Here is a 24025-nt window from a genome sequence, read left to right on the forward strand (position 1 = left end):
AACCGGGTCAGGAATGGCTCGGATCGAGGCTTCGGGGACGGCGGGGAGCGCCAAAGTGGGCAGGAAGGGACGGTCAGGCCTACCGGCTGGCAGGCTCCGCGATGCGCGGGGTGGGCTCCGACGTCGTCCGCTCGAGCTGGGCGCCCTCGATGTCGAGGTCCGGGAGGATCCGCTGGAGCCAGCGCGGCAGCCACCACGCGCCCCTGCCGATGAGGCGCATGACCGCCGGGACGAGCGTCATGCGGACCACGAACGCGTCCAGCAGCACGCCGAGCGCGAGCGCGAACCCGAGCGGCCGGATCATCGTCACGTGGCTGAAGATGAAGCCTGCGAATACGGCCACCATGATGATCGCCGCGGCAGTCACGACGCGCGCCGCGTGGCGGAAGCCGGTCTTGACGGCGAGGTGCGCCTCCTGGCCGTGGACGTACGCCTCGCGGATCCCCGACGTGATGAACACCTGGTAGTCCATCGCGAGGCCGAACAGGATGCCGATGAGCAGGATCGGCAGGAAGCTCAGCACGGCCCCGGGGTGCGTCACGTCGAAGACCGGGCCCAGCCAACCCCATTGGTACACCGCGACCACCGAGCCGAACGCGGCCCCGAGGGAAAGCAGGAACCCGCCCGTGGCGAGGAGCGGCACGAGGAGCGAGCGGAACACGAGCAGCAGGAGCACGAGCGAGAGGCCGACGACGATCGCGAGGTACGGCGGGAGCGCGTCGGCGAGCTTCGACGAGACGTCGACGTTCGCCGCCGTCTGGCCTGTGAGGCCGATCGTGACCCCGGTCGCGCTCTGGATCTGCGCGCCATTCGCCCGGAGGTCGTTGACCACCTGGACGGTGCTCGCGCTCGCGGGACCGTCGGTCGGGATGACCTGGAACACGGCCGTGCGGCGGTCGTCGCTCAGCGCGACCGGGACGGCCGCAGTGACGCCGTGAACCGAACGGAGCTGGTCCGCGACGTCGTACTGCTTGGTCTTCGCGGCGGTCGCGTCGAGGCCTGACGGGAACTCGCCGACCACGACGATCGGGCCGGTCATGCCCTGGCCGAAGTACTTGCCGGTGGCGTCGTAGGCCTGGTAGGCGCTCGACTCGACGGGTTCGGAGCCGCCGTCGGGGAGCGCGAGCCGCAGCTGGGCGGCCGGGAGGGCCAGGGCCCCGAGCACGAGCACGGAAGCGACGAGCGCGATCCACGGGTGGCGCGTGACCCACGCGCCCCAGCCGTGCTCGGCCTTCGCGAGGTCCTCGCGCGCCTCGGCCTCCTCGTGGCCGGCCTTGGCGTTCTGCGCGGCGGCCTTCTTCCAGCGCCGCTTGGAGATGATGCGCTTGCCCGCGAAGCCGAGGATCGCCGGGAGGAGCGTGATCGCGACGAGGACCGAGACGGCGACCGTTGCGGCCGCCGCGACGCCCATGACGGCGAGGAACGGCAAGCCCGGAACCACGAGCGCGGCGAGCGCGATGATGACCGTGAGGCCCGCGAAGAGGACCGCATTGCCGGACGTGCCGATCGAGAGCGCGACCGACTCGCGCGGGGCCATGCCGTGCAGGAGTTGGGTGCGGTGGCGGTTGACGATGAAGAGCGAGTAGTCGATCCCCACCGCGAGGCCGAGCATGAGCCCAAGCATGGGGGTCGTGGAACTCATCTGGATCACGCCGGTCAGGGCGAACGTCCCCCCGACGCCCACGCCGACGCCCACAAGGGCCATGAGGAGCGGGAGCCCCGCCGCGACGAACGTGCCGAGCATGATCAGGAGCACGATCGCGGCGATGATCACGCCGGTCGCCTCCGAGGGTCCGAACAGCTGGGAGATGTCCTGCGTGAGTTCCTTGCTCGCGTAGGAGTGGACGCCCGGAACCCGGGCGGCGAGGTCCTGGACCTTCTGGCGGAGGTCGGCCGGGAGTGCGTCCGTGGACTTCGTGAACTGGATCGTGGCGATCGCGGCCTTGCCGTCGCTCGAGACGAAGCGCAGCCCCTGCGAGGCCTGGGCCTGGCGTGCGCCGAGCGCAAGGTCGGCCTTCTTCTGCGTGAGCTGCGCGCGGCCGTCGTCGATCTTGGCCTGGGCGCTCGCCGTGGCCTGCGCGATCGCGCCGGCGGGCATGCCCTGTGCGGCGAGTGCCTGCTTCTGGGCCTCGAGCTGCTGCTGGCCTGCGGTCAGCTGGGCGTCCGCGTCCGCGATCTGCTTCTGCCCGCTCACCACCTGGGCGGCCGCGTTGTCGAGCTGGGTTTGGGTGGCGAACGGGTCGGTGTCGCTCTGGACCCCGTCGAGGCCCTTGATCTGCGTGAGGGCGTCGCTGATGCCCTGCCTCTGGGCAGAGGTGAAGGCCGCGTCCGGCGACTCGAAGACAATGCTCGCGCTTCCGCCCGCGGACGAGGGGAGGTCCGTCTTGAGCTTGTCCAGCATGCGCTGGGTCTCGGTGCCGGGGATCTGGAACGTGTTGCTCAGGGTCCCGTGGAACGCGGCCGCGGACCCGCCGACGGCGAGGAGCACCACGATCCAGAGCGAGAGGACGAGCCACCGGCGGTCGTACGCGAAGCGGCCGAGACGATAGAGGAGGGTAGCCATGATGCCTTCTGTGGGTGAGAAACGGCGGCGGGGGGAGGCGGGAACAGGCTGGTGAGGACCTGCCCCAAGACTGCGGTCTAACGAACGGCGAAGCCGGTCCTGAGGTGGGCAAACGAGCTGATGAGCAGCTCGCGGAGGCGCTCAAGGGACGACGGCGAGAGGTCCCCGCCCCGTTCGGCCAGCCACACCTCGAGCGCGGCCTTGCCGCACGACATGACGCAGCCGGCGAGGGCATGCACGTAGATCGCCTCGAGGGCGTTGCCTTCGCGCTCGCGGATGGCGGTCACGATCTTGTCGCTGCACTCGTCGAACGCCTGCAGCTGGTAACGGGTCACGGTCTCGTGCCCATGGGAGACGAGGAACGATTCGGCCATCGGCTCGATGAACTCGTTGTCCGCGAGGGCGAGGAGCACCTCGATCGCGGAGTCGAGCAGCGGTTCGCCCTCGGGGCGCCTGCGGAACCCCTCGAGCGCGGCGTCGAGGAAGCCGAACGTCGGCGACGCGATCGCTTCCTCCGCGCTCGAGAAGTAGTTGAAGAACGTGCGGCGGGAGACGCCTGCGGCGTCGGCGATGTCCTCGACGGTGAATTCGCCGAGCCCGCGCTCGCGCGCAAGGCCGACGGCGGCGAAGACGATCGACTGTCGCGTCGCGGCCTTGTTGAGCTCGCGGCGGGACGGCGCGTCAGAAGAGGTGGTCACGTGATTACACTAAGTGCAACTTTGCACTCTGTGCAAACTTGAGACGGAGACTCTCGCCTCCCTCTGTTGCGGGGTCCCGTCCGGGGTGTTGCGGGGTCCCGTCCGGGGTGTTGCGGGGTCCCGTCCGGGGTGTTGAGGGGTCCCGTGCCGCGCAAGAGGCAGCGCCCGCGCACACTGTGTGCGCAGGCGCTTCGTTGGGGCGACGGAGACCCCGCAACCGGTGGGACGGGACCCCGCAACCGGTGGGACGGGACCCCGCAACCGGTGGGACGGGACCCCGCAACCGGTGGGTCAGCGGGCGGTGAGCAGCCCGCCGTCGTTCGTCGGGGTCCCCTCGTTCTCGGCCGAAGCGGCGTGCTCGGCCGCAGCCTCGCGCTCGGCCGAAGTGGCGCGCTCGTCGGGTTCGTCGGCGAAGGCCGAGCCCTTCCGCGGCGCGTTGTACAGCGCGAGGTCGAGAATGCCCTGCCGCTTCGCGACGATGGTCGGCACGAGCGCCTGGCCGGCGACGTTGATCGCGGTCCGGCCCATGTCGAGCACGGGGTCGATCGCGAGGAGCAGGCCGACGCCGGCGAGCGGCAGCCCGAGGGAGGAGAGCGTGAGGGTGAGCATGACGACGGCGCCCGTCGTACCTGCCGTCGCGGCCGAGCCGCGGTGAGGCCCAGGAAGTTGTGCGGGAAGAGGACCGTGAGGAAGGCCCACCAGTCGCCGGTCTTGCCCGTGTACTTGGCCTGCTGCGTGATGTCCGTGTTGGCGCCCGGCTGCAGCAGGACGCCGAGGCCGATCCCGATGAGCACCGCGATGAGCGCCGTGATCGCGAACCACAGGAGCGTGTTCCACGCGAGCTTGGCGGCGTTGGAGACCTGGCGGAGGTTCGCGATCGAGCTCACCACCGCGGTGAAGATGAGAGGGACGACGGCGGTCTGCAGCAGGGCGACGTAGCTGCTGCCGATCGTCGAGAGGGTCGCGCCGAGGCCGTTGGGCCTGGCGGCGGTGCTTCCGGTGTACTTCGCGACGAGGCCAAGGACGACGCCGAGAAATGTGACTAGCAATCCGATGGCGCGACATTCCAGGAAACCCGGAAATGCCGCGCCAATCGGCCGAATTGTTACGCTATTCCCGCTCGCAGAGTGAACAATCTCACGCGAGGAGCGCCCGCCGGAGCGTGTCGAGCCCCACCGACCCGAGGTTGAGCGCCCGCGTGTGGAACTCCTTGAGGTCGAACTCGCGACCCTCGGACTCGGCGCGGGCGGCGAGCTCGGCCCGCGTCTGCTCCCACAGCCGCTGCCCGACCTTGTACGACGGCGCCTGGCCGGGCCACCCGAGGTAGCGGTGGTACTCGAAGTCGAGCTGCCCATCGGAGATGTCGAGGTTCTCGCGGAGGAACGCGTAGCCCTTCTCCGGAGTCCAGGTTCCCGAGCCCCAGCGCTCGGGGACCTCGAGCTCGAGGTGCACGCCGATGTCGAACACCACGCGGGCCGCGCGCATGCGCTGCGCGTCGAGCATGCCCATGCGATCGCCCGGATCGGACAGGTAGCCGAGTTCGTCCATGAGCCGCTCGGCGTAGAGCGCCCAGCCCTCGCCGTGGCCCGACACCCAGCAGATGAGCCGCCGCCAGCGGTTGAGCAGCTCCCGCTGGTACACCGCGGTGGCGCACTGGAGGTGGTGCCCGGGAACGCCCTCGTGGTAGACGGTCGTCGTCTCGGACCACGTGGTGAATGAGTCCTCGCCCGCGGGGACGGACCACCACATCCGGCCCGGGCGGGAGAAATCGTCCGAGGGGGCCGTGTAGTAGATGCCGCCGTCCTGCGTCGGGGCGATCATGCATTCGAGCTTGCGCATGGGCTCGGCGATGTCGAAGTGGGTCCCCGCGAGGTCGGCGACGGCGCGATCGGAGAGGCCCTGCATCCACGCCCGGAGCTCGTCCGTCCCGTTGAGCTGGCGCGCGGGGTCCGCGTTGAGCGCTTCCTTGGCCTCGGCGATCGTGGCGCCGGGCTTGATCTGCTGGGCAACGGCCTCCTGTTCCGCGATGATGCGGTCCAGCTCCTGAAGGCCCCACGCATACGTCTCCTCGAGGTCCACGGCCGCGCCGAGGAAGCGGCGTGAGGAGAGCGCGTAGCGCTCGCGCCCCACGGCGTCCTGCTCGGGGGCCTGGGGCAGAAGCTCGTCCTCGAGGAAGTCCGCGAGCTGCCGGTAGGCCGCCGCCGCGGCGGCGCAGCTGTCCAGGAGCGTGGCCGCGGCGTCGCCCGCCAAGGGGGCGCCGCCGTCGAGCGCGGCGTTTGCCGCGAGCTGCGCGAAGAAGCCCGCGCCCTCCTGGCCGTACTTGCGGGCCTGGCCGACGACGGCGCGCACCTGCCGCGCCGCGGCCACCTTGCCGAGCGCGGCGGCAGCGCGCAGCGACTCGATGTAGCTGGCGACGGCGGCGGGCACGTTCGCGGCCCGGCCGGCGATGTGGTCCCACTGCTCGGCGGTGTCGGTGGGCATGAGGTCGAAGACGGCGCGGATGTGCTGCGCCGGGGAGTCGATGTTGTTGAGCTCCCCGAGCTTCCAGCCGCTCTCGTGTTCCTCGACTTCGAGCCCGAGCCGCTCGCGCATCGCGTCGAGCGTGACGGCGTCGATCGCGTCCGTCGGTTCGAGCGCTCCGAGGAGTGCGAGCGTGTCGCGTACCACGGCGATCCAGGCCTCGTGGCCGGCGGGGGAGTAGTCGGGGTATTCGGTCTCGTGTCCCGAGAAGCCGAGCTCCGTCGCGAGCGAGGGGTTGAGCTCGAGCAGCCTGTCCGTGAAGGTCTCCGCCGCCGCGTCGATGATCGACGGCGCGCGGTCCAGGACCTTGGCGGCGTCTGCGGTCTGGGATTCCGAGGAGTTCTGAGTCACGAGGCCGAGCCTATCCCGCACCTCCGGCTTCTGAAAGAACCCGTGCACACCGCGAGTCCCGGCTCAGTAGCGCCCGCGACGTTGCCCCATCGCCGGCCGGGGCCGCAGGGTCGCGCGGCGGATTCGCTCGCGACGGGTGGGTGGCGCGACCGGCGCCCCCTCGGGTTCCTCGGTGCCGACTGCGGCGAGCACCGCCGTGAGCGCGGCGAGCTCTTCGGGCGTGGGGTTGCCCTTGGTGATCCTGACGAGAGGCTCGCGGTCGACGGCGGGCGCGTCCCCGCCGTCGTGCGCTGCCGTGGATTCCCTGGCGCCGGGGAGCTCGGCGCTCACAGCGGGATGTTCCCATGCTTCTTGGCGGGCATCGATGCGTGCTTGTCGCGCAGCGCGCGGAGGCCGCGGATGAGCTGCACGCGGGTCTCGGACGGCGCGATGACCGCGTCGACGTAGCCGAGTTCGGCGGCCTGGTACGGGTTGAGGAGCTCCTCCTCGTACTGCCGGATGAGCTCGGCGCGCTTGGCCTCGACGTCGCCGCCGTCCGCCTCGGCGGTCGCAAGGTCGCGGCGGTAGAGGATGTTGACGGCGCCCTGCGCGCCCATGACGCCGATCTGCGCCGTGGGCCACGCGAGGTTGAGGTCCGCGCCGAGCTTCTTCGATCCCATGACGATGTAGGCGCCGCCGTAGGCCTTGCGGCAGATGACCGTGAGCTTCGGGACGGTCGCCTCGGCGTAGGCGTAGAGGAGCTTCGCGCCGCGGCGGATGATGCCCAGGAACTCCTGGTCCTTGCCGGGCAGGAAGCCGGGGACGTCCACGAGCGTGATGATCGGGATGTTGAACGCGTCGCAGTGCCGCACGAAGCGCGCGGCCTTCTCGGACGCGGCGATGTCGAGCGTGCCCGCGAACTGGATAGGCTGGTTGGCCACGATGCCGACCGTGTGGCCCTCCATGCGCCCGTAGCCGATCATGACGTTCGGCGCGTAGAGCGACTGCATCTCGAGGAACGCGCCGTCGTCGACAATCGCCTCGATGACGGTGCGCATGTCGTAGCCGTGAGTCGGCGAATCGGGCACCAGTGCGTCGAGCGCGGCGTCCTCGTCCGTCTCCTCGAGTTCCTCCTCCGACTCGAGCACCGGTGCCTCGACGAGGTTGTTGGACGGGAGGTAGTCGAGGAGTTCGCGCACGAACTCGATCGCATCCTTTTCGTCGGCGGCGAGGTACGTCGCGGTGCCGGTCGTCGCGTTGTGCTGCCGCGCGCCGCCAAGCGTCTCCATGTCCACTTCCTCGCCCGTGACCGTCTTGATGACGTCGGGGCCCGTGATGAACATGTGGCTCGTCTTGTCCACCATGACCACGTAGTCCGTGAGGGCGGGGGAGTAGGCCGCGCCGCCGGCGCACGGACCCATGATGAGCGAGATCTGGGGGATGACGCCGGAGGCGGCGACGTTGTTCCGGAAGATGTCCGCGAACATCGCGAGGGAGGCGACGCCCTCCTGGATGCGCGCGCCGCCGCCGTCGTTGATCCCGACCACCGGGCAGCCGTTGCGGAGCGCGAACTCCTGGACTTTGACGATCTTCTCGCCGTTGACCTGGCTCAGCGAGCCGCCGTAGACCGAGAAGTCCTGGCTGTACACGGCCACGAGCCGACCGTCCACCGTGCCGTACCCAGACGCGACGCCGTCGCCCAGGGGCTTCTTCTTGGCCATCCCGAACGCCGTCGAACGGTGCACCGCGAGCGCGTCGAACTCGACAAACGATCCCTCGTCGAGCAGCATCGCGATCCGCTCGCGCGCCGTGTTCTTCCCGCGCGCGTGCTGCTTCTCGACTGCCTCCGGGCCGGACGGGAGCAGCGAGGCCGCCCGCCGCTCGCGGAAGTCCGCGATCTTGCCTGCGGTCGTGGTGAGGTCGTGGGTCACGTGCTCCAGCTCTCGATCGGCAACTCGTATCGGATGTAGGTTCCGCACAATCGGCGGCGCCGTGACCACAGTCTAGTAAGCCGTGTTCGGGCTCCGTGTGTAGGAACCCTACAATTTCCCGGCGCCGTGGGCAGCGGACGATCGCGCCGCTGGCTGCGCGCGGACCTCGCCCTCTTGTTACTCGCCAGTAACTTATGCCGTACACTGTCCGTATGACGACGATCACCCCGGGCGACGCGGCTCGCCGCGGCCCCGGACTCGCGGGCCGGACTCTCCTCATGAGCGGCGGAAGCCGTGGGATCGGCCTCGCGATCGCGAGGCGCGCCGCGGCCGACGGTGCGAACATCGTCCTGCTCGCCAAGACCGCCGAGCCGCATCCCAAGCTCGCGGGGACCGTGTTCGACGCGGCCGCCGAGCTCGAGGCCGCGGGTGGCCATGCGCTCCCGGTCGTGGGGGACGTGCGGAGCGACGACGACGTCGCGCGCGCGGTGGGCGCCGCCGTCGAACGCTTCGGCGGGATCGACGCCGTGATCAACAACGCCTCGGCGATCGACCTCTCCCGCACCGACGCGATCGACATGAAGCGCTACGACCTCATGCAGGACATCAATGCGCGGGGTGCGTTCCTGCTCTCCAAGCTCGCGCTTCCGGCTCTGCGCGAGGCTTCGCGGAGCGGACGCGACGCGCACATCCTCACGCTCTCGCCGCCCCTCAACCTCGAGCCCAAGTGGGCGGGGATGCATCTCGCGTACACGATGGCGAAGTACGGCATGAGCCTCGTGACGCTCGGCCTCGCGGAGGAACTGCGCGGGGACGGGATCGGCGTCAACTCGCTGTGGCCGTGCACGCTCATCGACACTGCGGCCATCCGCAACCTGCCCGGCGGGGCCGCCATGGCGGGCGTCTCGCGTAGCCCCGAGATTGTCGCGGACGCCGCCTACGCGATCCTCACGAGCGATCCGCGCACCACGAGCGGGCACTTCTTCACGGACGAGGATGCCCTGCGCCGCGCCGGAATCACCGACTTCACGCGCTACAGCCTCGGCGCGCCCGAGGACCGGCTCGCGCGCGACATCTTCCTCTGACGTGCCATTTCATCGGGCACGGCGTCGGGCTGCGTCGCTAGGATTCCGATATGGAGAACGACGCCCAGCCCGCCGCTGACGAACGCGGCCCCCTCGATCGCTCCCGCCTCATGGCGGACTTCGCGGCGCGAGCCGGGCTTTCGCGGATCGAGGTCGTGGATGAGCTCGGTTCGACGAATACGGAGCTCTCGCGTCTCGCCGAGACGGAGCCGGACGCGTGGGGCGACCTCGCTGTGCTCGTCGCCGACCACCAGACGCAGGGCCACGGTCGCCTTCACCGTCCGTGGGAGTCCCCGGCCGGCGCCTCGCTCGCCGTCTCGATCCTGTTGCGCCCGCACAACGCGTCGGGCCGGCCGCTGCCCACGCAGTGCTATTCGTGGTTCTCGCCGCTCGCGGCGCTCGCCCTCCGCGAGGCGCTGGCCGAGGTCGCCGGGCTCGAGTCCGCGCTCAAGTGGCCCAACGACGTCGTGGTCGGCGGCCTCAAGATCTCGGGCATCCTCGCCCATCTCGCGCCCGGTGCGCACGGCGAGCCGCCCGCCGTCGTCCTCGGGACTGGCATCAATGTCTCGCTGCGCCAGGACGAGCTTCCCGTGCCCACGGCGACGTCGGCGAGCCTCGCGGCGGCGCGGCCGGTGGACCGCACCGACGTGCTTGTGGCGTATCTCGCAGACTTCGCGCGCCGCTACCAGGCCTTCTGCGCCGTGAACGGCAACGCGGACGCTCCGCTTGCGGGCGGCCGGAGCCTCCTCTCGCAGGTCCAGGACGCGACGATCACGCTGGGGCGGCGCGTACGCGTCGAACTCCCGGGCGGGCGGCGGCTCGAGGGGCGCGCGGCGGGCCTCGACGGGCACGGCGCGCTTCAGATCGTGGAGGACGACGGCGGGCGGCACACCGTGTCCGCAGGGGACGTGGTCCATCTGCGCCCGGCCAACGGCGGCTATGCGTAGACTGCTCGTCCCCGGCGAGCAGGTGATCGTCGACACGCGCCAGCACGGCTCGGTCCTCGCCCTCCCCGCCGCCGTCGGGGTGCTCGTGGTCGGGGTGGCCGCCTACGCCGCCGGATGGCTCTCCCGCGGGCGGCTCGAGGCCCTCGCCCCATGGCTCCCGCAGGGGCTCGGGCCGTGGCTTGCGCTCGTCCCGGCAGGGCTCGCGGCGTGGGCGCTCCTCACCTATCCGCTGCGCCGTCTCGCCGCGTGGACGTCGCTGCGGTACGTGCTCACGAGCCGCCGCGTGCTCCGCCGCCAGCGCGGGCTGCGCCGCAGCGACCGCGAGCTGCCGCTCGCCATGGTCCGCGATGTCGCGGTCCACCAGTCGGTCGCGCAGTCGCTCGCCCGCTCGGGAACGATAACCTTGACAACAGGGCAGGCCGCGAGCCTCCGGCTCGACGACGTGCCTGACGTGCGCAGCTTCCGGCAGCTGGTCCTGGATGCGATCGATCAACTTCCGCCGGACCGGGGCTTCGCCGGTTCGTACGACGGCGGCCTGCCGGGCCCGCGCGACGGGGCTGAGTTCTCCGACGCCCCGCTGCCGAGGGAGCCGAGAGACTGATGGAGGGCGACGCGATGGATGAGGAGCTGAACCCTGCCGCGCCCGACGAGCCGACGGACCAGGAGTTCGACGAGGCCCTCGACGTGGTGGTGGTCGATCCTGCCGAGGCTCCCGCGCGGTCCGACTACCGCAGCGCCGCGAAGTCGCTCGAGAGCCTCCTTCTGGGCGGCGAGCGCACCCTCAAGCGCCGCGATGTCGCGCAAGGCGTCGGCCTCTCGCTGTTCTCCGCCCGGAAGCTCTGGCGCGCCCTCGGCATGCCGAACTTCACTGACGACGATCTCGCGTTCACGAGCGAGGACCTCGAGCACCTCAAGATCCTCCCGGGGCTCGTGCGCGAGGGCGTGCTGACCGAGGACGCCGCGATCTCCGTGACGCGGGCCATCGGCCAGATGACCGACCGCATGGTCGTGTGGCAGGTCGAGGCGCTCGTCGAGGACATGGTCGCGACCCAGGGCATCACAGACGCGGAGGCCCGGGTACGGCTCGTCAACGAGCTCCCGCGCCTCATCGAGCCGCTCGAGGAGATGCTCGTGTACTCGTGGCGCCGGCAGCTCAGCGCGGGCGTCCAGCGGCTCGCCGTGCGCGCCAAGGAGGGACTTGAGGCCAGCGAGGAGGGGCGCAAGGGCACCGAGGATGACGCCCCGCTCCCGCTCGCACGCGCCGTCGGCTTCGCGGACCTCGTCTCCTACACGAGCCTGTCCCGGCGCATGAACGAGAAGACCCTGGCCCGGCTCGTGCAGACGTTCGAGAGCATGTGCGCCGAGGTCATCTCCGTGGGCGGCGGGCGGCTCGTCAAGACGGTCGGCGACGAAGTCCTCTACATCGCGGAGACCCCGACGGCCGGTGCGGAGATCGCGCTCGCCCTCTCCCGCGAGATCGCCGCGGACGAGCGCCTCCCTGAGGGCCGGGTCGCCATGGTGTGGGGCCGCGTCCTGAGCCGCCTCGGCGACATCTACGGTCCGACCGTGAACCTTGCGGCACGGCTCACGGCGATCGCTGATCCGGGGCAGGTTCTCGTCGATGAGCTCACGGCCGGCGTCTTGGGCAGCGATCCGCGCTTCGTGTTCGAGGGGCTCGAGGCTCAGAACGTGCGAGGTTTCGGCGAAATCCGGCCCGTCGCGCTCAGGCGCGGCGAGGGAACGGGTATCGTCCTCGACTGATGGTGCAAGCAACGGGAGGGCCCATGGCGGAGACCGATAGTCGGCGACACCCTGCATCCCTTGCGTTCGACGTCGGCGCCGCGACGGACCGCGGCAGCGTGCGCGAGCTCAACGAGGATTCGTTCCTCGCGCGCGAGCCGGTGTTCGCCGTCGCGGACGGGATGGGCGGGCACGAGGCCGGCGAGGTGGCGAGCCGCCTGTGCATCGAGTCGCTCGCGGACGAGCCCGTTCTGCGCCCCGGGCGGCGCACCGTCACGGCGCTCGACGTGATCCTTGCCGTGCGCCGCGCCGATCTCAGCATCCGGGAGGCCACGGGAGCGCTCGCGGGAACGACGCTGGCCGCCGCGATCCTCACGGAGGGCGAGGACGGCGCCCTCGCGTGGCTCGTGGCCAACGTGGGCGATTCGCGCGTCTACCTCGAGTTCGAGGGCGAGTTCGCCCAACTCACCGAGGACCATTCCGAAGTGTGGGAGCTCCTGGCCCTCGGCGAGCTCACGCCCGAGGAGGCCCGCGTGTACCCCCGGCGGAACGTCGTGACGCGGGCGCTGGGCACGGGCTTCGACGCCGATCCCGATCTGTGGACGTTCCCCGCGAGCCCCGGCCAGCGGCTCCTCGTGTGCTCGGACGGACTCACGTGCGAGCTCGAGGATGATCAGATCGCTGGCGTCCTCGCCGAGCACGGCGACCCGCAGGCTGCGGCCGACGCGCTCGTGGCGGCCGCGCTCGAGGCGGGGGGAAGCGACAACGTCACGGTCGTCGTCGTCGGCGTGCGCGCGGGCGACGACGATGCCGTCGCCGGTGGCGGCGAGGAGGACGACGACGGCGCCCCTGTGCCGCCCCTTCCACTGTCGGAGGGGTAGGGCAAGATAGGACACGTGACCGCAGAACCCGTGATCCCGCCCGATGCCCCGTCTGCGACGCTCCGCGAGGAGTACGAATCCCTCGCGGATGAGGTGCGCCGAAACCGGGCGCTGTACTACAACGAGGACGCCCCGGTCATCTCCGACGCCGAGTACGACGTTCTGTTCCGGAAGCTCGAGGAGTTCGAGGCGCTGCACCCCGAGCTCGTCTCCAACGATTCGCCGACCCAGGAGGTGGGCGGCGAGGCAACGGCCGCGTTCGCGTCGGTCACCCACCTGAGCCGCATGTACAGCCTCGAGGACGTGTTCTCGATCGAGGAACTCGACGCGTGGATTGCGCGCGCCGAGGCGAGCGTCGTGGGGCTCGGCGGCAATCTTCCGCCGGTCCGGTGGCTCACGGAGCTCAAAATCGACGGCCTGGCCATCAACCTCCTGTACCGCCGCGGGGAACTCGTCCGCGCGGCCACGCGCGGCGACGGCCGCACGGGCGAGGACGTCACGCACAACGTGCTGACCATCAAGGCCATCCCGCGGAAGCTCGCCGGCGAGGGCCACCCTGAGGAAGTCGAGATCCGCGGCGAGGTCTACATCCCGCAGAAGGCGTTCAAGGAGTTCAACGACGCGCTCATCGCGGACGGCAAGGCGCCGCTCGCGAACCCCCGCAACGCTGCGGCGGGCTCGCTGCGGCAGAAGGATCCCGCGGAGACGGCCAAGCGGCCGCTGAGCATGTTCGTGCACGGCGTCGGCGTGCGCGAGGGCATTCCCGCGACGGGCCAGGCGGAGACGTACGCGCTGCTCAAGTCGTGGGGTCTGCCCACGAGCCCGTACTTCGAGGTCTTCGAGACCTACGCCGAGGTGCGGGCGTACATCGAGAAGTACCGCGAGAAGCGGCACAGCCTCATCCATGAGATCGACGGCATCGTGATCAAGGTCGACGACTTCGCGACGCAGCGCGCGCTGGGTCACACGAGCCGCGTGCCGCGCTGGTCTGTCGCGTTCAAGTACCCGCCCGAGGAGGTCCACACGAAGCTCCTCGACATCCTCGTGAACGTGGGGCGCACGGGCCGCGTCACGCCGTTCGGCGTCATGGTCCCCGTCAAGGTTGCCGGGTCCACGGTGGAGATGGCCACGCTCCACAATCAGGACGTCGTGAAGGCCAAGGGCGTCAAGATCGGGGACATCGTGGTGCTCCGCAAGGCCGGGGACGTGATCCCCGAGATCGTGGGGCCCGTCCTTGCGCTTCGAGACCAGCAGGATCCGCCCGTTCGGGACTTCGTCATGCCCACCGAATGCCCCTCGTGCGGAACGCCTCTTGCGCCGGCGAAGGAGGGCGACGTGGACATCCGCTGCCCCAACGCGCGGTCGTGCCCGTCGCAGCTGCGCGAACGCGTGTTCCACCTTGCCGGCCGCGGCGCGTTCGACATCGAAGCGCTCGGCTGGGAGGCGGCGATCGCCCTGACCCAGCCGGCCGAGCCCGATACCCCGCCGCTCGTGAACGAGGCGGGCGTCTTCGACCTCGCACCCGAGGATCTGCGCGACGTCATGATTCGGCGCGAGAAGCGATCCAAGGGCGTCGGCACGGGGGAGTGGGAGCTCGTCCCGTACTTCTGGACGAAGCCCACCGCGAAGACACCTTCCAAGCCGAGCGCCAACACGGAGAAGCTCTTCCGCGAGCTCGAGAAGGCCAAGTCGCAGCCGTTCTGGCGCGTCCTCGTGGCGCTGTCCATCCGGCACGTGGGACCGACGGCGTCCCGCGCCCTCGCGACCCGCTACGGTTCGATGGACGCACTGCGGGCGGTCCTCGACGCCGAGGGCGCGCGCGAGCAGCTCTCAGAGGTCGACGGCGTGGGTCCCATCATCGCGGACGCGCTCATCGAGTGGTTCGCCGAGGACTGGCACCGCGACATCGTTGATCGCTGGAAGGCCGCGGGCGTCAAGATGGAGGACGAGCGCCATGCCGCCGGCCCTCGCACGCTTGAGGGGCTCACGGTCGTGGTGACGGGCTCGCTCGAGGGCTTCAGCCGTGACGAGGCCAAGGAGGCGATCATCGTGCGCGGCGGGAAGTCCGCGGGATCCGTGTCCAAGAACACGGACTACGTGGTCGCGGGGGACAACGCCGGCACCAAGCTCGACAAGGCCGAATCGCTGGGCATCCCGGTCCTCGACGAGGACGGCTTCCGCGCGCTCCTCGCCGAGGGCGCGGCCGGGGTCGGCGGAGGCGTGAGCGCTGCGGCCGAACCGGAGCCCGAGGCTGAGTTGGCAGGCGAGCCCGTGGCCCTCCTCGAGGCGGACGAGGCACCGTGAGCGCGGACGTCTACACCGCGGAGTTCCTGCGCGAGCTGCTTGCGACGGCGCGGCGCGCGGCCGCGGCGGGCGCGGGAGTCCTCGCGACGCGCGACGGCGCCCGGCTGGGCCAGGAGACGAAGAGCTCGGGCAGTGATTGGGTCACCGAGTTCGACGTCGCGGCGGAGAAGGCCGTGCGCGAAGTCCTGGCGGCCGAGCGTCCGCACGACATCGTGACGGGCGAGGAGCAGGGGACGTCCCGCGTCGCCGAGCCGAGCGGCTTCCGTTGGTCGATCGATCCGCTCGACGGCACCACGAACTTCATCCGCGACATCGTCTACTACGCGACGAGCGTCGCCGTGGCCGATGCGGGCGGCCGGTGGCTCGTCGGCGTCGTGAGCGCCCCCGCGCTGCGCCGCGAGTACTGGGCCGTGCGCGGCGGTGGCGCGTTCCGCAGCGACGACGGCGGAGCGCCGCGCCAGCTCGACGGCCCGGTGCCCGGCCGCGACGCCGCGGGCGCAGCCCTGCTCGCGACCGGCTTCAGCTACGACCCCGGCATCCGTGCCGAGCAGGCCCGGTTCCTCCCGGGTCTCATGGACGGCTTCGGAGACATGCGCCGGCTGGGCTCCGCCGCGCTCGACCTGTGCCTCGTGGCCGACGGGACGCATGACGCGTACGGCGAGCGCGGCCTCAATGAGCACGACTTCGCCGCCGGCGCCCTGATTGCCGAGGAGGCGGGCTGCTGGGTCCGGCGCCCCCAGCTCACGAGCCCGCTCGACGGCGGCCCGACGGACGTCGAGCGGCTCGCTTCGTGGACGTGCGCGGGCGGCATCGAGTTCTCCGGCCGCTTCCCGGTCGAATGAGCCGTCCGTGAGCGCGCGCGGCACGTCCCTGACCGTCAGGGAGGCGACCGAGGCCGACTACGCCGAGATCGCCCGCATCACGTGGGCCGCCTACCTCGGCGCGGGATACTTTGCCGACGCGGGGCACCCGTACATGCGGCAGATCGCGGATGTCGGGTATCGGGCCGCACGCGGCACCGTCCTCGTCGCCGAGCGCGGCGGGCGGATCGTCGGATCGGTCACCCTCATGGCCCACGGCGACGGCTTCGAGCAGGTGGCCCGCGAGGGCGAGTACGAGTTCCGGCTCCTCGTCGTGGACCCCGCCGTGCAGCGCAGCGGCGCGGGGAGCGCCCTCGTCGCCGAGGTCGAGGCGCGGGCACGGCGGGCGGGGGCCGCCGCCGTCGTCCTCACCACGGGCGAGGGCTGGGAGGCACCGAACGCGCTCTATCCGCGCCTCGGCTACGCTCGCGCCCCCGAGCTCGACTGGCCCATCCCCGGGACGGACATCATGCTCCCGGTGTACCGGAAGACCCTCTGAGCCTCCCGAAACGGGCTTCCATGATTGGAGTGTTGGGCATGTTGATGCGTCATCGGGGTCAGGAACCTTCAGTGGACCCTTCCGCCTACGTCGCACCTTCGGCCGTCATTGTCGGAGATGTCCATATCGGTGCTGGCGCCCGCGTGCTGCACGGTGCTGTCCTGACCGCTGAAGACGGTCAGGTCCGCGTCGGCGAGAACACGGTGGTCATGGAGCATGCCCTGATCCGAGGCCGTGATGGCTACCCGACACTCGTGGGATCTTCAGTGATGATCGGGCCCCACGCTCACCTCAACGGCAGCGTGATCGAAGACGGTGCTTTCATCGCAACGGGCGCCGCCATATTCCCGGGAAGCCGGATCGGGGCTGGCGCCGAGATCCGCATCCACGGTGTGGTTCAGGTCAACACGACGGTCTCGGCAGGCGACGTCGTGCCGATCGGCTGGGTCGCCGTCGGCACCCCGGCGCGCATCCTGCCACCCGACAGACACGAGGAGATCTGGGCGATCCAGCGCGAGCTCGACTTCGTCGGCACGGTCTACGGCGTCGACCGGGGGACGTCTATGGATGAGATCATGCGCAGACAATCCGAGTTCTACGGTTCACACGGGGACGATCTGATTCTCGACGACTAGTCGAGCCCCTCGCGGGGCGGTCGGGGATCAAGGCGCCCGCCGCCGTCGTCCGCCGCGCCGCATTAGACTGGACGGCGATACCTAACCACCGCACAGGGGAGATCCATGGCTGAGATCACTCGTGACGACGTTGCGCATCTGGCGCAGCTGGCGCGCATCGAGATGAGTGCAGAGGAACTGGACAGGATGGCGGGCGAGCTGGCCCACATCGTCGATGCCGTCAAGTCGGTGAGCGAGGCCGCTGGCCCCGACGTCCCGGCCACGTCGCACCCGATCGCGCTCAGCAACGTCTTCCGCGAGGACACCGTGGGCCACGTGCTCACGCCCGCCGAGGCGCTGTCCGGAGCCCCCGACGCCGAGGAAGACCGCTTCAGGGTCCCGGCCATCCTGGACGAGGAGTGAGCACCTACATGAACGAGCTCATCACGAGCACAGCCGCGCAGCTGGCCGAGAAGCTTTCCGCCAAGGAGGTCTCCTCCGAGGAGGTCACCCAGGCTCACCTCGACCGCATCGGCGAGGTCGACGCGCAGGTCCACGCGTTCCTGCACGTCAACACCGAGGAGGCGCTCGCCGTCGCCCGCGAGGTCGACGCGATCCGCGCCGCCGGCGGGGACGACGCCGCGGCCCTCCACCCGCTGGCCGGCGTGCCGATCGCCATCAAGGACCTCATCGTCACGGTGGGCCAGCCGACGACGGCGGGCTCCCGCATCCTCGAGGGCTGGATGAGCCCCTACGACGCGACGGTCATCAAGAAGATCCGGGCCGCGAAGCTCCCGATGCTCGGCAAGACAAACCTCGACGAGTTCGCGATGGGCTCCTCGACCGAGCACTCGGCGTTCGGCCCGACCCACAACCCGTGGGACCTCGACCGCATCCCCGGCGGCTCGGGCGGCGGCTCCGCAGCCGCGGTCGCCGCGTTCGAGGCGCCGCTCGCGCTCGGCACCGACACGGGCGGCTCGATCCGCCAGCCCGGCGCGGTGACCGGCACCGTCGGGGTCAAGCCGACGTACGGCGCCGTGTCCCGCTACGGCGCGATCGCGATGGCCTCGAGCCTCGACCAGATCGGCCCGGTCTCGCGCTCGGTGCTCGACGCCGCGCTGCTCCAGGAGCTCGTGGGCGGCCACGACCCGTTCGATTCGACGTCGCTCACCGACCCGTTCGACACGCTCGCCGCCGCGGCACGCAACGGCAGCGTCGAGGGCCTTCGGATCGGCATCGTCAAGGAGCTCGGCGGCGAGGGGTTCCAGCCGGGCGTCGAGGCGCGCTTCCGCGACGCGGTCGAGCTGCTCCGCGGCGCGGGCGCTCAGATCGTCGAGGTCTCGTGCCCCAACTTCAAGTACGCGCTCGGCGCGTACTACCTCATCATGCCGTCCGAGGTCTCCTCGAACCTCGCGAAGTTCGACGGCGTGCGCTACGGCCTGCGGGTCCTGCCGAAGGACGGCCCGCTCACGATCGAGCGCGTCATGGGTGCGACGCGCGCGGCCGGGTTCGGTGCGGAGGCCAAGCGCCGCATCATCCTCGGAACGTACGCGCTGTCGGCCGGCTACTACGACGCCTACTACGGCTCGGCGCAAAAGGTCCGCACGCTCATCCAGCGGGACTTCGACGCCGCGTTCGCGCAGGCCGATCTGCTCATCTCGCCGACCGCGCCGACCACGGCGTTCAAGCTCGGCGAGAAGCTCGACGACCCGCTGGCCATGTATCTCAACGACGTTGCGACGATCCCGGCGAACCTCGCGGGAGTCCCGGGCCTCTCGCTCCCGGGCGGCCTCGCGGACGAGGACGGCCTGCCCGTCGGCATCCAGCTCCTCGCCCCGGCCCGCGAGGACGCCCGCCTGTACCGCGTGGGCGCCGCGCTGGAGTCCCTGCTCGAGGCGCAGTGGGGCGGCCCCCTGCTCGCCAAGGCCCCTGTGCTCGGAGGTGTGAAGTAAATGGCTGACGCAACCCTGACCTTCGACGAGGCCATGGAGCAGTTCGACCCGGTCCTCGGCTTCGAGGTCCACGTGGAGCTGAACACGAAGACCAAGATGTTCTCCTCGGCGCCGAACGCCTTCGGCGACGATCCGAACACGAACGTCAACGAGGTGGACCTGGGCCTTCCCGGCGTCCTCCCCGTGGTCAACAAGGCGGCCGTCGAGTCGTCCATCAAGATCGGCCTCGCGCTCAACTGCGAGATCGCCGAGTCGTGCCGCTTCGCCCGGAAGAACTACTTCTACCCGGACACCCCGAAGAACTTCCAGACCTCGCAGTACGACGAGCCGATCGCCCACGACGGCTGGATCGACATCGAGCTCGAGGACGGCGAGGTGTTCCGCGTCGAGATCGAGCGCGCGCACATGGAGGAGGACGCCGGCAAGCTCACCCACCTCGGTGGTGCGGCAGGCCGCATCCAGGGCGCCGAGTACTCGCTCGTGGACTACAACCGGGCGGGCGTGCCGCTCGTCGAGATCGTCACGAAGCCGATCGTGGGCGCCGGTCGCCGTGCCCCGGAGCTGGCCCGCGCGTACGTCGCGGCGATCCGCGAGATCGTGAAGAACCTCGGCGTCTCCGACGCCCGCATGGAGCGCGGCAACGTCCGCTGCGACGCGAACGTCTCGCTCATGCCGAAGGGCGCCACGAAGTTCGGCATCCGCTCGGAGACGAAGAACGTCAACTCGCTGCGGTCCGTCGAGCACGCCGTGCGCTTCGAGATCCAGCGCCACGCGGCGGTCCTCGCGGCGGGGGAGAAGGTCACCCAGGAGACGCGGCACTGGCACGAGGACACGAGGACGACGACGGCGGGTCGCCCCAAGAGCGACGCCGACGACTACCGGTACTTCCCCGAGCCCGACCTCGTTCCGATCCACGCGAGTCGCGAATGGGTCGAGTCGCTGCGCGCTCAGCTCCCCGAGCCGCCGGCCGAGCGCCGCAAGCGCCTCCAGGCCGCGTGGGGTTACTCCGGTCCGGAGTTCCGCGACGTGGTCAACGCCGGCGTCATGGACTCGATCGAGGAGACCATCTCCGCCGGCGCCTCGGCGACCGCGGCCCGCAAGTGGTGGATGGGCGAGATCGTGGGCCGGGCGAAGGTCGCAGACGTCGACCCGGCCGAGCTCGGCGTGAGCGCAGCCGCGATCGTCGAGCTCAACGGTCTCGTCGAGGGCGGCAAGCTCAACAACAAGATGGCGGGCCAGGTGCTCGACGGCGTCATCGCCGGCGAGGGCACGCCGACCCAGGTCATGGAGGCCCGCGGGCTCGTGCTCGTGTCCGACGACGGTCCCCTCCTCGAGGCGATCGACGCGGCCCTCGCGGCCCAGCCCGACGTCGCCGACAAGATCCGCGGAGGCAAGGTCCAGGCCGTCGGCGCGATCGTGGGCGGCGTCATGAAGGCCACGCGCGGCCAGGCCGACGCCGGCCGAGTGCGCGAGCTCATCCTCGAGAGGCTCGGCGTCAGCGCGTAGCGCGAGACGGCGGGCGTGAAAGGGAGCCGCGGGGTCCAAGGTGGACCCCGCGGCTCCTTCTTCTGCCACGGACCCGATTCGTGGCCAGCGTGCTTCAGAGCCGAAGCACGGGTGAGGGGGTAACAGCGATGCCGCGAAGGCGAGGTTGGTCTCGCCCCTCCCGCCGCCGCTCGCCGTCGTCCTACTCTGAGCGCATGAAGACCCCCATCAGCCTGCACGCCACCGTCCTGGGAGCCCCGGACCCGCAGCGGCTCGCCCGCTTCTATGCCAATCTCCTCGGCTGGGAGCTCGGCGACGACGAGCGGGAGTGGGCAACGGTGCTCAACCCGGGCGGCGGGCCGAAGCTCTCGTTCCAGCTCGAGGAGGACTTCCAGCGCCCTGTCTGGCCGGAGCAGCTCGGACAGCAGCAGATGATGATGCACCTCGACCTCAAGGTCGAGGACCTCGAGAAGGCCGCGGCCCACGCCAAGGAATGCGGGGCGACGCGGGCCGAGCACCAGCCGCAGGAGGACGTCATCGTGTTCTTCGACCCCGCAGGCCACCCGTTCTGCCTCTTCGAAAACTGAGGGGAGCGCATGCCGTCCCGACCTGTGTCAGGTCTGTGAATCTTCGGCCGAGTGCCTGAGGATCCGCTCGTGCCCCGGCGTGTCGCGGGATCATGGAAGCATGAGCAACACCTACCCGCCCGTTCCCCCGACCCCACCGACGTCGCAGCTCCCGCCGCGCCGGCACGTGCGCCGCGGGCTCGTGGTGGGCGCCGTCGTAGTGGGTCTCGCCGGAGTGGGGGGCGCCGCCGCGTGGGCGGCGAACGCGACCAACTCGCCGTCGCCCGCCCCGAGCGCGAGTGCGAGCGCCCAGCCCGGCCACCATGCCGGGAAGCCCGGCGCCGGCCAAGTGGGTGCCGAGACGCTTCATGGCCAGATGACCGTCAAGAAGGCCGACGGCACCATCGAGACCGTGTTCGTGCAGCGCGGCACCGTCACCGACGTGAGCGACACTAAGGTGACGATCAAGAGCGACGACGGCTTCACCCAGACCTACACGCTCAACAGCTCGACGCGCTTCCTGTCGCAGGCCGAGCCCAAGGGTGCGGCGATCAAGTCTGGCGACCTCGCCAAGGGCGACACCGTCATGGTTCGGGCCGTCCAGTCCGGCAGCGACTACGTCGTGCAGCAGCTCACGAAGGGACCATTCCCGGGGAAGGAGATCCGGCAGGGCTTCGGCCAGCGCCACGAGCGCGGCCAGGGGACACAGTCGCCCGGCACGCAGTCGCCCAAGCCGTCCGCGCCGTCGACCTCGAAGCCTTCGCCGTCTCCGTCGAGCACGTCCTAACCCGGGGCGGGCCCCTCGGCTGACGCGCGGGCCCGCGATTCCGCCTCCGCGACGAGCTCTCCCACGAGGCCGCGCAGCGCGTCGGCCACCGCGCGAACGGAGCGACGCCGCGCGTTCTCCGGCCGGATCAGAAGGTCGATGCTGCGTCGCGTCCCGATGCCCTCGAGCGGGCGGAGCACGACGCCGGGCGGGAGGCCGATCGCGGCCGTGTAGCGGGGGAGCAGCCCGAGGACACCTCCGCCCGCCACGACGGCGGCGACCGTCGAATAGTCGTTGATCCGGTGCGCCACCTCCGGCGCGCGGCTGGCCACCGCGCCGATGGCCGCGAGTACGTCCGCAGGGGAGTAGCCCGGCCGGCTCGAGACCCACGACTCGCCCGCGACATTGTCGGCGGTGAGCGAGGAGCGCGCCGCGAGCGGGTGGTCCATCGGGAGCGCGACGTCGAACGGCTCTCGCACGAGCGGGACGACGACGAGCCGGTCGAGCGGCCACTCCTCGCTGTGCGCCATCCGGTGCGCGAGCACGAGGTCGTAGCGTGCCGTGAGCGCGGGGAAGCCGTGCTGCGGGACGTCCTCGTCGGCGAGCCTGAGGCGAGGTGCGGCGCCGTCGTCCGTTCCCGCGGCGAGCCGCGTGGCGAGGCGACCGAACAGGGCCTGGCCCGCCGAGTGGAACGCGCTCACCGAGACCGTCCCTGCCGGATCGTCGTGGTAGACGCCGATGGCCGCGCGAGCGTCGGCCATGGCGCGGACGACGGCGCCACCTGCCTCCGCGAGCACCTTGCCGGCGTCCGTGAGGACGAGGGAGCGCCCCTCCTTGCGGGTGAGAGGCACGCCCGCGCTGCGGGTCAGGAGGGCGAGCTGCTGCGAAACGGCCGACGGTGTGACGAGCAGCTCCTCGGCAACGGCCTTGACGCTCCCCAGCTCCCCGAGCTCGCGGAGAATCTGCAGTTGCCGGACATCCATGTAGGGATTCTAAATGGTTGGCCTCAATGTCGGTCCACGGCTAAACCTTGATACGTGCCGGGCAGCTAGTCGTTGCTCTGGCGCGCGATGAACGATCCCATCCCGGGTACCGTGAACTGCACGTGGCCATGCTCGGGTGCAAAGATGATTCCCTTGTCGATAAGCCTCGCCCGCTGGCTGGTCAGCGAGCTGTGGTCTTTCTGGAGCCTGTCGATGAGGTCGGCCGTTGCCGTTGGGCCTTCTCCGTCCTGACTCATCGCGCGAAGATAGCCTCTCTCGGAGCGGGTGGTCCGCTGCCACCTCGCCACGAAGAACCCCTGGTCGAGATCGGCCGTGCCCAGTTCCACCGCTAGAAGTGCGTCTCCGACGGTGATTTCCCGGTCTGATGCGGTCTCCCAGACGGTGCGCCCATAGGCCTGCAGGAAGTACGCGTATCCACCTGCCGCTTCCAGCAGTGTTTCGAGGGCGTCCCCGCGGAGGATTCCGCCGAGCCGGTCGATCGGGACTGTCAGCGCCTCCGAAGCCGCTGAATGATCGAGTCTTCCGATTTGCCGGTACTGGAAGAGGCGCTCCGCATACGACCGGCTCTCGCTCAATCGACCTGGAAGCGACGGCAGACCTGCTCCGATGATGAAGAACGGCCAACCCCTTTGCCCAGCCGTGTGCTGAACGGCGAGGAGGGCTCCGAGCAAGTCTTCGTCGAGGTCCTGCATCTCGTCGATGACGAGAGCGAAACCAGCTCTGGCCTTGCTCATGGAAAGGCAAATGTCTTCGACTAGTTCTTCGAGGTCGATGTCTAGATCGTGCGAGTCTGCTCGTCCCGCGGCGAATTTGAGGTCTGCGGTGAGACCTTGAAGTCCCAGCGAAACCGAAATGTTTGAGATACTCCCGAGCCCCTGCTCTCGCAGATGTGACCAAGCTGGAGTCGGTCGAAGTCTTCGTGCACCGAGCTGGAGCTCCCGGGCAAGCTTCCTCCGTGCCGCACCACCGGCTTTGTCCCCTGGCTGCGCTTCGAACTGCACCACAAGCCATCCATTGTGGCGAGCGATGTCCGAGAAGACGTTGAGCAAGACCGTCTTGCCTACGCCGCGGAGGCCGGTCAGGAGCATTCCGCGGTCCCCAGCGGTGTTGGCTTTGGCTCTCGCGACGAGAAGTTCGAAGGCGTCGATCTCCACCTGCCGTCCAACAAGTGCGGGTGGCCTGACTCCGGAGCCGGGCGCGAAGGGGTTCAGAGCGGGGTCCACGCGGTCCATAATATCCAAAAGATTTCAGAGAATTTCAAATTTTGATATTGAGCCATA

The 24025-nt window shown here is 70.2% G+C and carries 21 protein-coding genes and 1 pseudogene; 14 read left to right on the top strand and 8 right to left on the bottom strand.

The genetic code is table 11. The annotated features are described in order from the left end of the window. Positions 1 to 79: 79 nt before the first annotated feature. From ACOKR1_RS07375 to ACOKR1_RS07400, 6 genes and pseudogenes are all read right to left on the bottom strand, one after another. Complete coding sequence (locus ACOKR1_RS07375; protein WP_422936046.1) at positions 80 to 2563, bottom strand: MMPL family transporter; 2484 nt, start codon at positions 2561 to 2563, stop codon at positions 80 to 82. A gap of 77 nt (positions 2564 to 2640) precedes the next feature. Further along, positions 2641 to 3261, bottom strand: a complete 621-nt coding sequence (locus ACOKR1_RS07380; RefSeq protein WP_422936047.1) for a TetR/AcrR family transcriptional regulator — start codon at positions 3259 to 3261, stop codon at positions 2641 to 2643. A 291-nt stretch (positions 3262 to 3552) separates the two neighbouring features. Continuing rightward, a pseudogene (locus ACOKR1_RS07385) lies at positions 3553 to 4355 on the bottom strand (cation:dicarboxylate symporter family transporter). A 43-nt stretch (positions 4356 to 4398) separates the two neighbouring features. Further along, positions 4399 to 6132 (bottom strand): DUF885 domain-containing protein, encoded by a 1734-nt coding sequence (locus ACOKR1_RS07390; protein ID WP_422936048.1) that lies wholly within the window; start codon positions 6130 to 6132, stop codon positions 4399 to 4401. Between the two features lie 63 nt (positions 6133 to 6195). Next, complete coding sequence (locus ACOKR1_RS07395; protein WP_422936049.1) at positions 6196 to 6462, bottom strand: acyl-CoA carboxylase epsilon subunit; 267 nt, start codon at positions 6460 to 6462, stop codon at positions 6196 to 6198. Then, positions 6459 to 8042 (bottom strand): acyl-CoA carboxylase subunit beta, encoded by a 1584-nt coding sequence (locus ACOKR1_RS07400; RefSeq protein ID WP_422936050.1) that lies wholly within the window; start codon positions 8040 to 8042, stop codon positions 6459 to 6461. The genes ACOKR1_RS07395 and ACOKR1_RS07400 overlap by 4 nt, the downstream gene beginning before the upstream one ends. Positions 8043 to 8254: 212 nt before the next feature. Here ACOKR1_RS07400 and ACOKR1_RS07405 point away from each other — a divergent pair, with 212 nt between their 5' ends. The 14 genes from ACOKR1_RS07405 to ACOKR1_RS07470 all read left to right on the top strand — a co-directional run bounded on the left by ACOKR1_RS07405 (position 8255) and on the right by ACOKR1_RS07470 (position 21762). After that, positions 8255 to 9127: an SDR family oxidoreductase gene (locus tag ACOKR1_RS07405; RefSeq protein WP_422936051.1), complete on the top strand. Its 873-nt coding sequence runs from the start codon at positions 8255 to 8257 to the stop codon at positions 9125 to 9127. A gap of 50 nt (positions 9128 to 9177) precedes the next feature. Then, positions 9178 to 10074 carry a biotin--[acetyl-CoA-carboxylase] ligase gene (locus ACOKR1_RS07410; protein ID WP_422936052.1) on the top strand — a complete coding sequence of 299 codons (897 nt, stop codon included), beginning with the start codon at positions 9178 to 9180 and terminating at the stop codon, positions 10072 to 10074. Beyond that, the gene (locus ACOKR1_RS07415; RefSeq protein WP_422936053.1) at positions 10067 to 10675 is read left to right on the top strand and encodes a PH domain-containing protein; all 609 of its coding nucleotides are present in this window, start codon (positions 10067 to 10069) and stop codon (positions 10673 to 10675) included. The genes ACOKR1_RS07410 and ACOKR1_RS07415 overlap by 8 nt, the downstream gene beginning before the upstream one ends. A gap of 14 nt (positions 10676 to 10689) precedes the next feature. Then, positions 10690 to 11835: an adenylate/guanylate cyclase domain-containing protein gene (locus ACOKR1_RS07420; protein ID WP_422936054.1), complete on the top strand. Its 1146-nt coding sequence runs from the start codon at positions 10690 to 10692 to the stop codon at positions 11833 to 11835. Between the two features lie 23 nt (positions 11836 to 11858). Then, complete coding sequence (locus ACOKR1_RS07425) at positions 11859 to 12695, top strand: PP2C family protein-serine/threonine phosphatase (protein WP_422936055.1); 837 nt, start codon at positions 11859 to 11861, stop codon at positions 12693 to 12695. 15 nt (positions 12696 to 12710) lie between these two features. After that, positions 12711 to 14999, top strand: coding sequence for an NAD-dependent DNA ligase LigA (gene ligA, locus ACOKR1_RS07430; protein WP_422936056.1), 2289 nt, complete (start codon positions 12711 to 12713; stop codon positions 14997 to 14999). Then, positions 14996 to 15841 (top strand): inositol monophosphatase family protein, encoded by an 846-nt coding sequence (locus ACOKR1_RS07435; protein ID WP_422936057.1) that lies wholly within the window; start codon positions 14996 to 14998, stop codon positions 15839 to 15841. The genes ligA and ACOKR1_RS07435 overlap by 4 nt, the downstream gene beginning before the upstream one ends. Before the next feature lie 7 nt (positions 15842 to 15848). Further along, complete coding sequence (locus ACOKR1_RS07440) at positions 15849 to 16358, top strand: GNAT family N-acetyltransferase (RefSeq protein ID WP_422936058.1); 510 nt, start codon at positions 15849 to 15851, stop codon at positions 16356 to 16358. 71 nt (positions 16359 to 16429) lie between these two features. After that, positions 16430 to 16993, top strand: a complete 564-nt coding sequence (locus ACOKR1_RS07445) for a gamma carbonic anhydrase family protein (RefSeq protein ID WP_422936059.1) — start codon at positions 16430 to 16432, stop codon at positions 16991 to 16993. Between the two features lie 105 nt (positions 16994 to 17098). Beyond that, positions 17099 to 17395: an Asp-tRNA(Asn)/Glu-tRNA(Gln) amidotransferase subunit GatC gene (gene gatC, locus ACOKR1_RS07450; protein WP_415854783.1), complete on the top strand. Its 297-nt coding sequence runs from the start codon at positions 17099 to 17101 to the stop codon at positions 17393 to 17395. Positions 17396 to 17403: 8 nt separating this feature from the next. Further along, the gene (gene gatA / locus ACOKR1_RS07455) at positions 17404 to 18924 is read left to right on the top strand and encodes an Asp-tRNA(Asn)/Glu-tRNA(Gln) amidotransferase subunit GatA (protein WP_422936060.1); all 1521 of its coding nucleotides are present in this window, start codon (positions 17404 to 17406) and stop codon (positions 18922 to 18924) included. Continuing rightward, positions 18925 to 20430 carry an Asp-tRNA(Asn)/Glu-tRNA(Gln) amidotransferase subunit GatB gene (gatB, locus tag ACOKR1_RS07460; RefSeq protein WP_422936061.1) on the top strand — a complete coding sequence of 502 codons (1506 nt, stop codon included), beginning with the start codon at positions 18925 to 18927 and terminating at the stop codon, positions 20428 to 20430. Between the two features lie 194 nt (positions 20431 to 20624). Next, entirely contained in the window at positions 20625 to 20996 is a 372-nt protein-coding gene (locus ACOKR1_RS07465; protein WP_422936062.1) for a VOC family protein, read from the top strand. Positions 20997 to 21096: 100 nt separating this feature from the next. Next, positions 21097 to 21762, top strand: a complete 666-nt coding sequence (locus tag ACOKR1_RS07470) for a hypothetical protein (protein WP_422936063.1) — start codon at positions 21097 to 21099, stop codon at positions 21760 to 21762. On the opposite strand, the gene ACOKR1_RS07475 is transcribed toward ACOKR1_RS07470, so the two are convergent. Together ACOKR1_RS07475 and ACOKR1_RS07480 are read right to left on the bottom strand one after the other, a co-directional pair. Continuing rightward, positions 21759 to 22724 carry a LysR family transcriptional regulator gene (locus tag ACOKR1_RS07475; protein ID WP_422936064.1) on the bottom strand — a complete coding sequence of 322 codons (966 nt, stop codon included), beginning with the start codon at positions 22722 to 22724 and terminating at the stop codon, positions 21759 to 21761. The two genes, ACOKR1_RS07470 and ACOKR1_RS07475, sit on opposite strands and share 4 nt — an antisense overlap. Positions 22725 to 22789: 65 nt before the next feature. Then, positions 22790 to 23968: an ATP-binding protein gene (locus ACOKR1_RS07480; protein WP_422936065.1), complete on the bottom strand. Its 1179-nt coding sequence runs from the start codon at positions 23966 to 23968 to the stop codon at positions 22790 to 22792. Between the last annotated feature and the right edge of the window lie 57 nt (positions 23969 to 24025).

This window comes from Sinomonas sp. P47F7, assembly GCF_049332655.1.
GTDB lineage: Bacteria > Actinomycetota > Actinomycetes > Actinomycetales > Micrococcaceae > Sinomonas.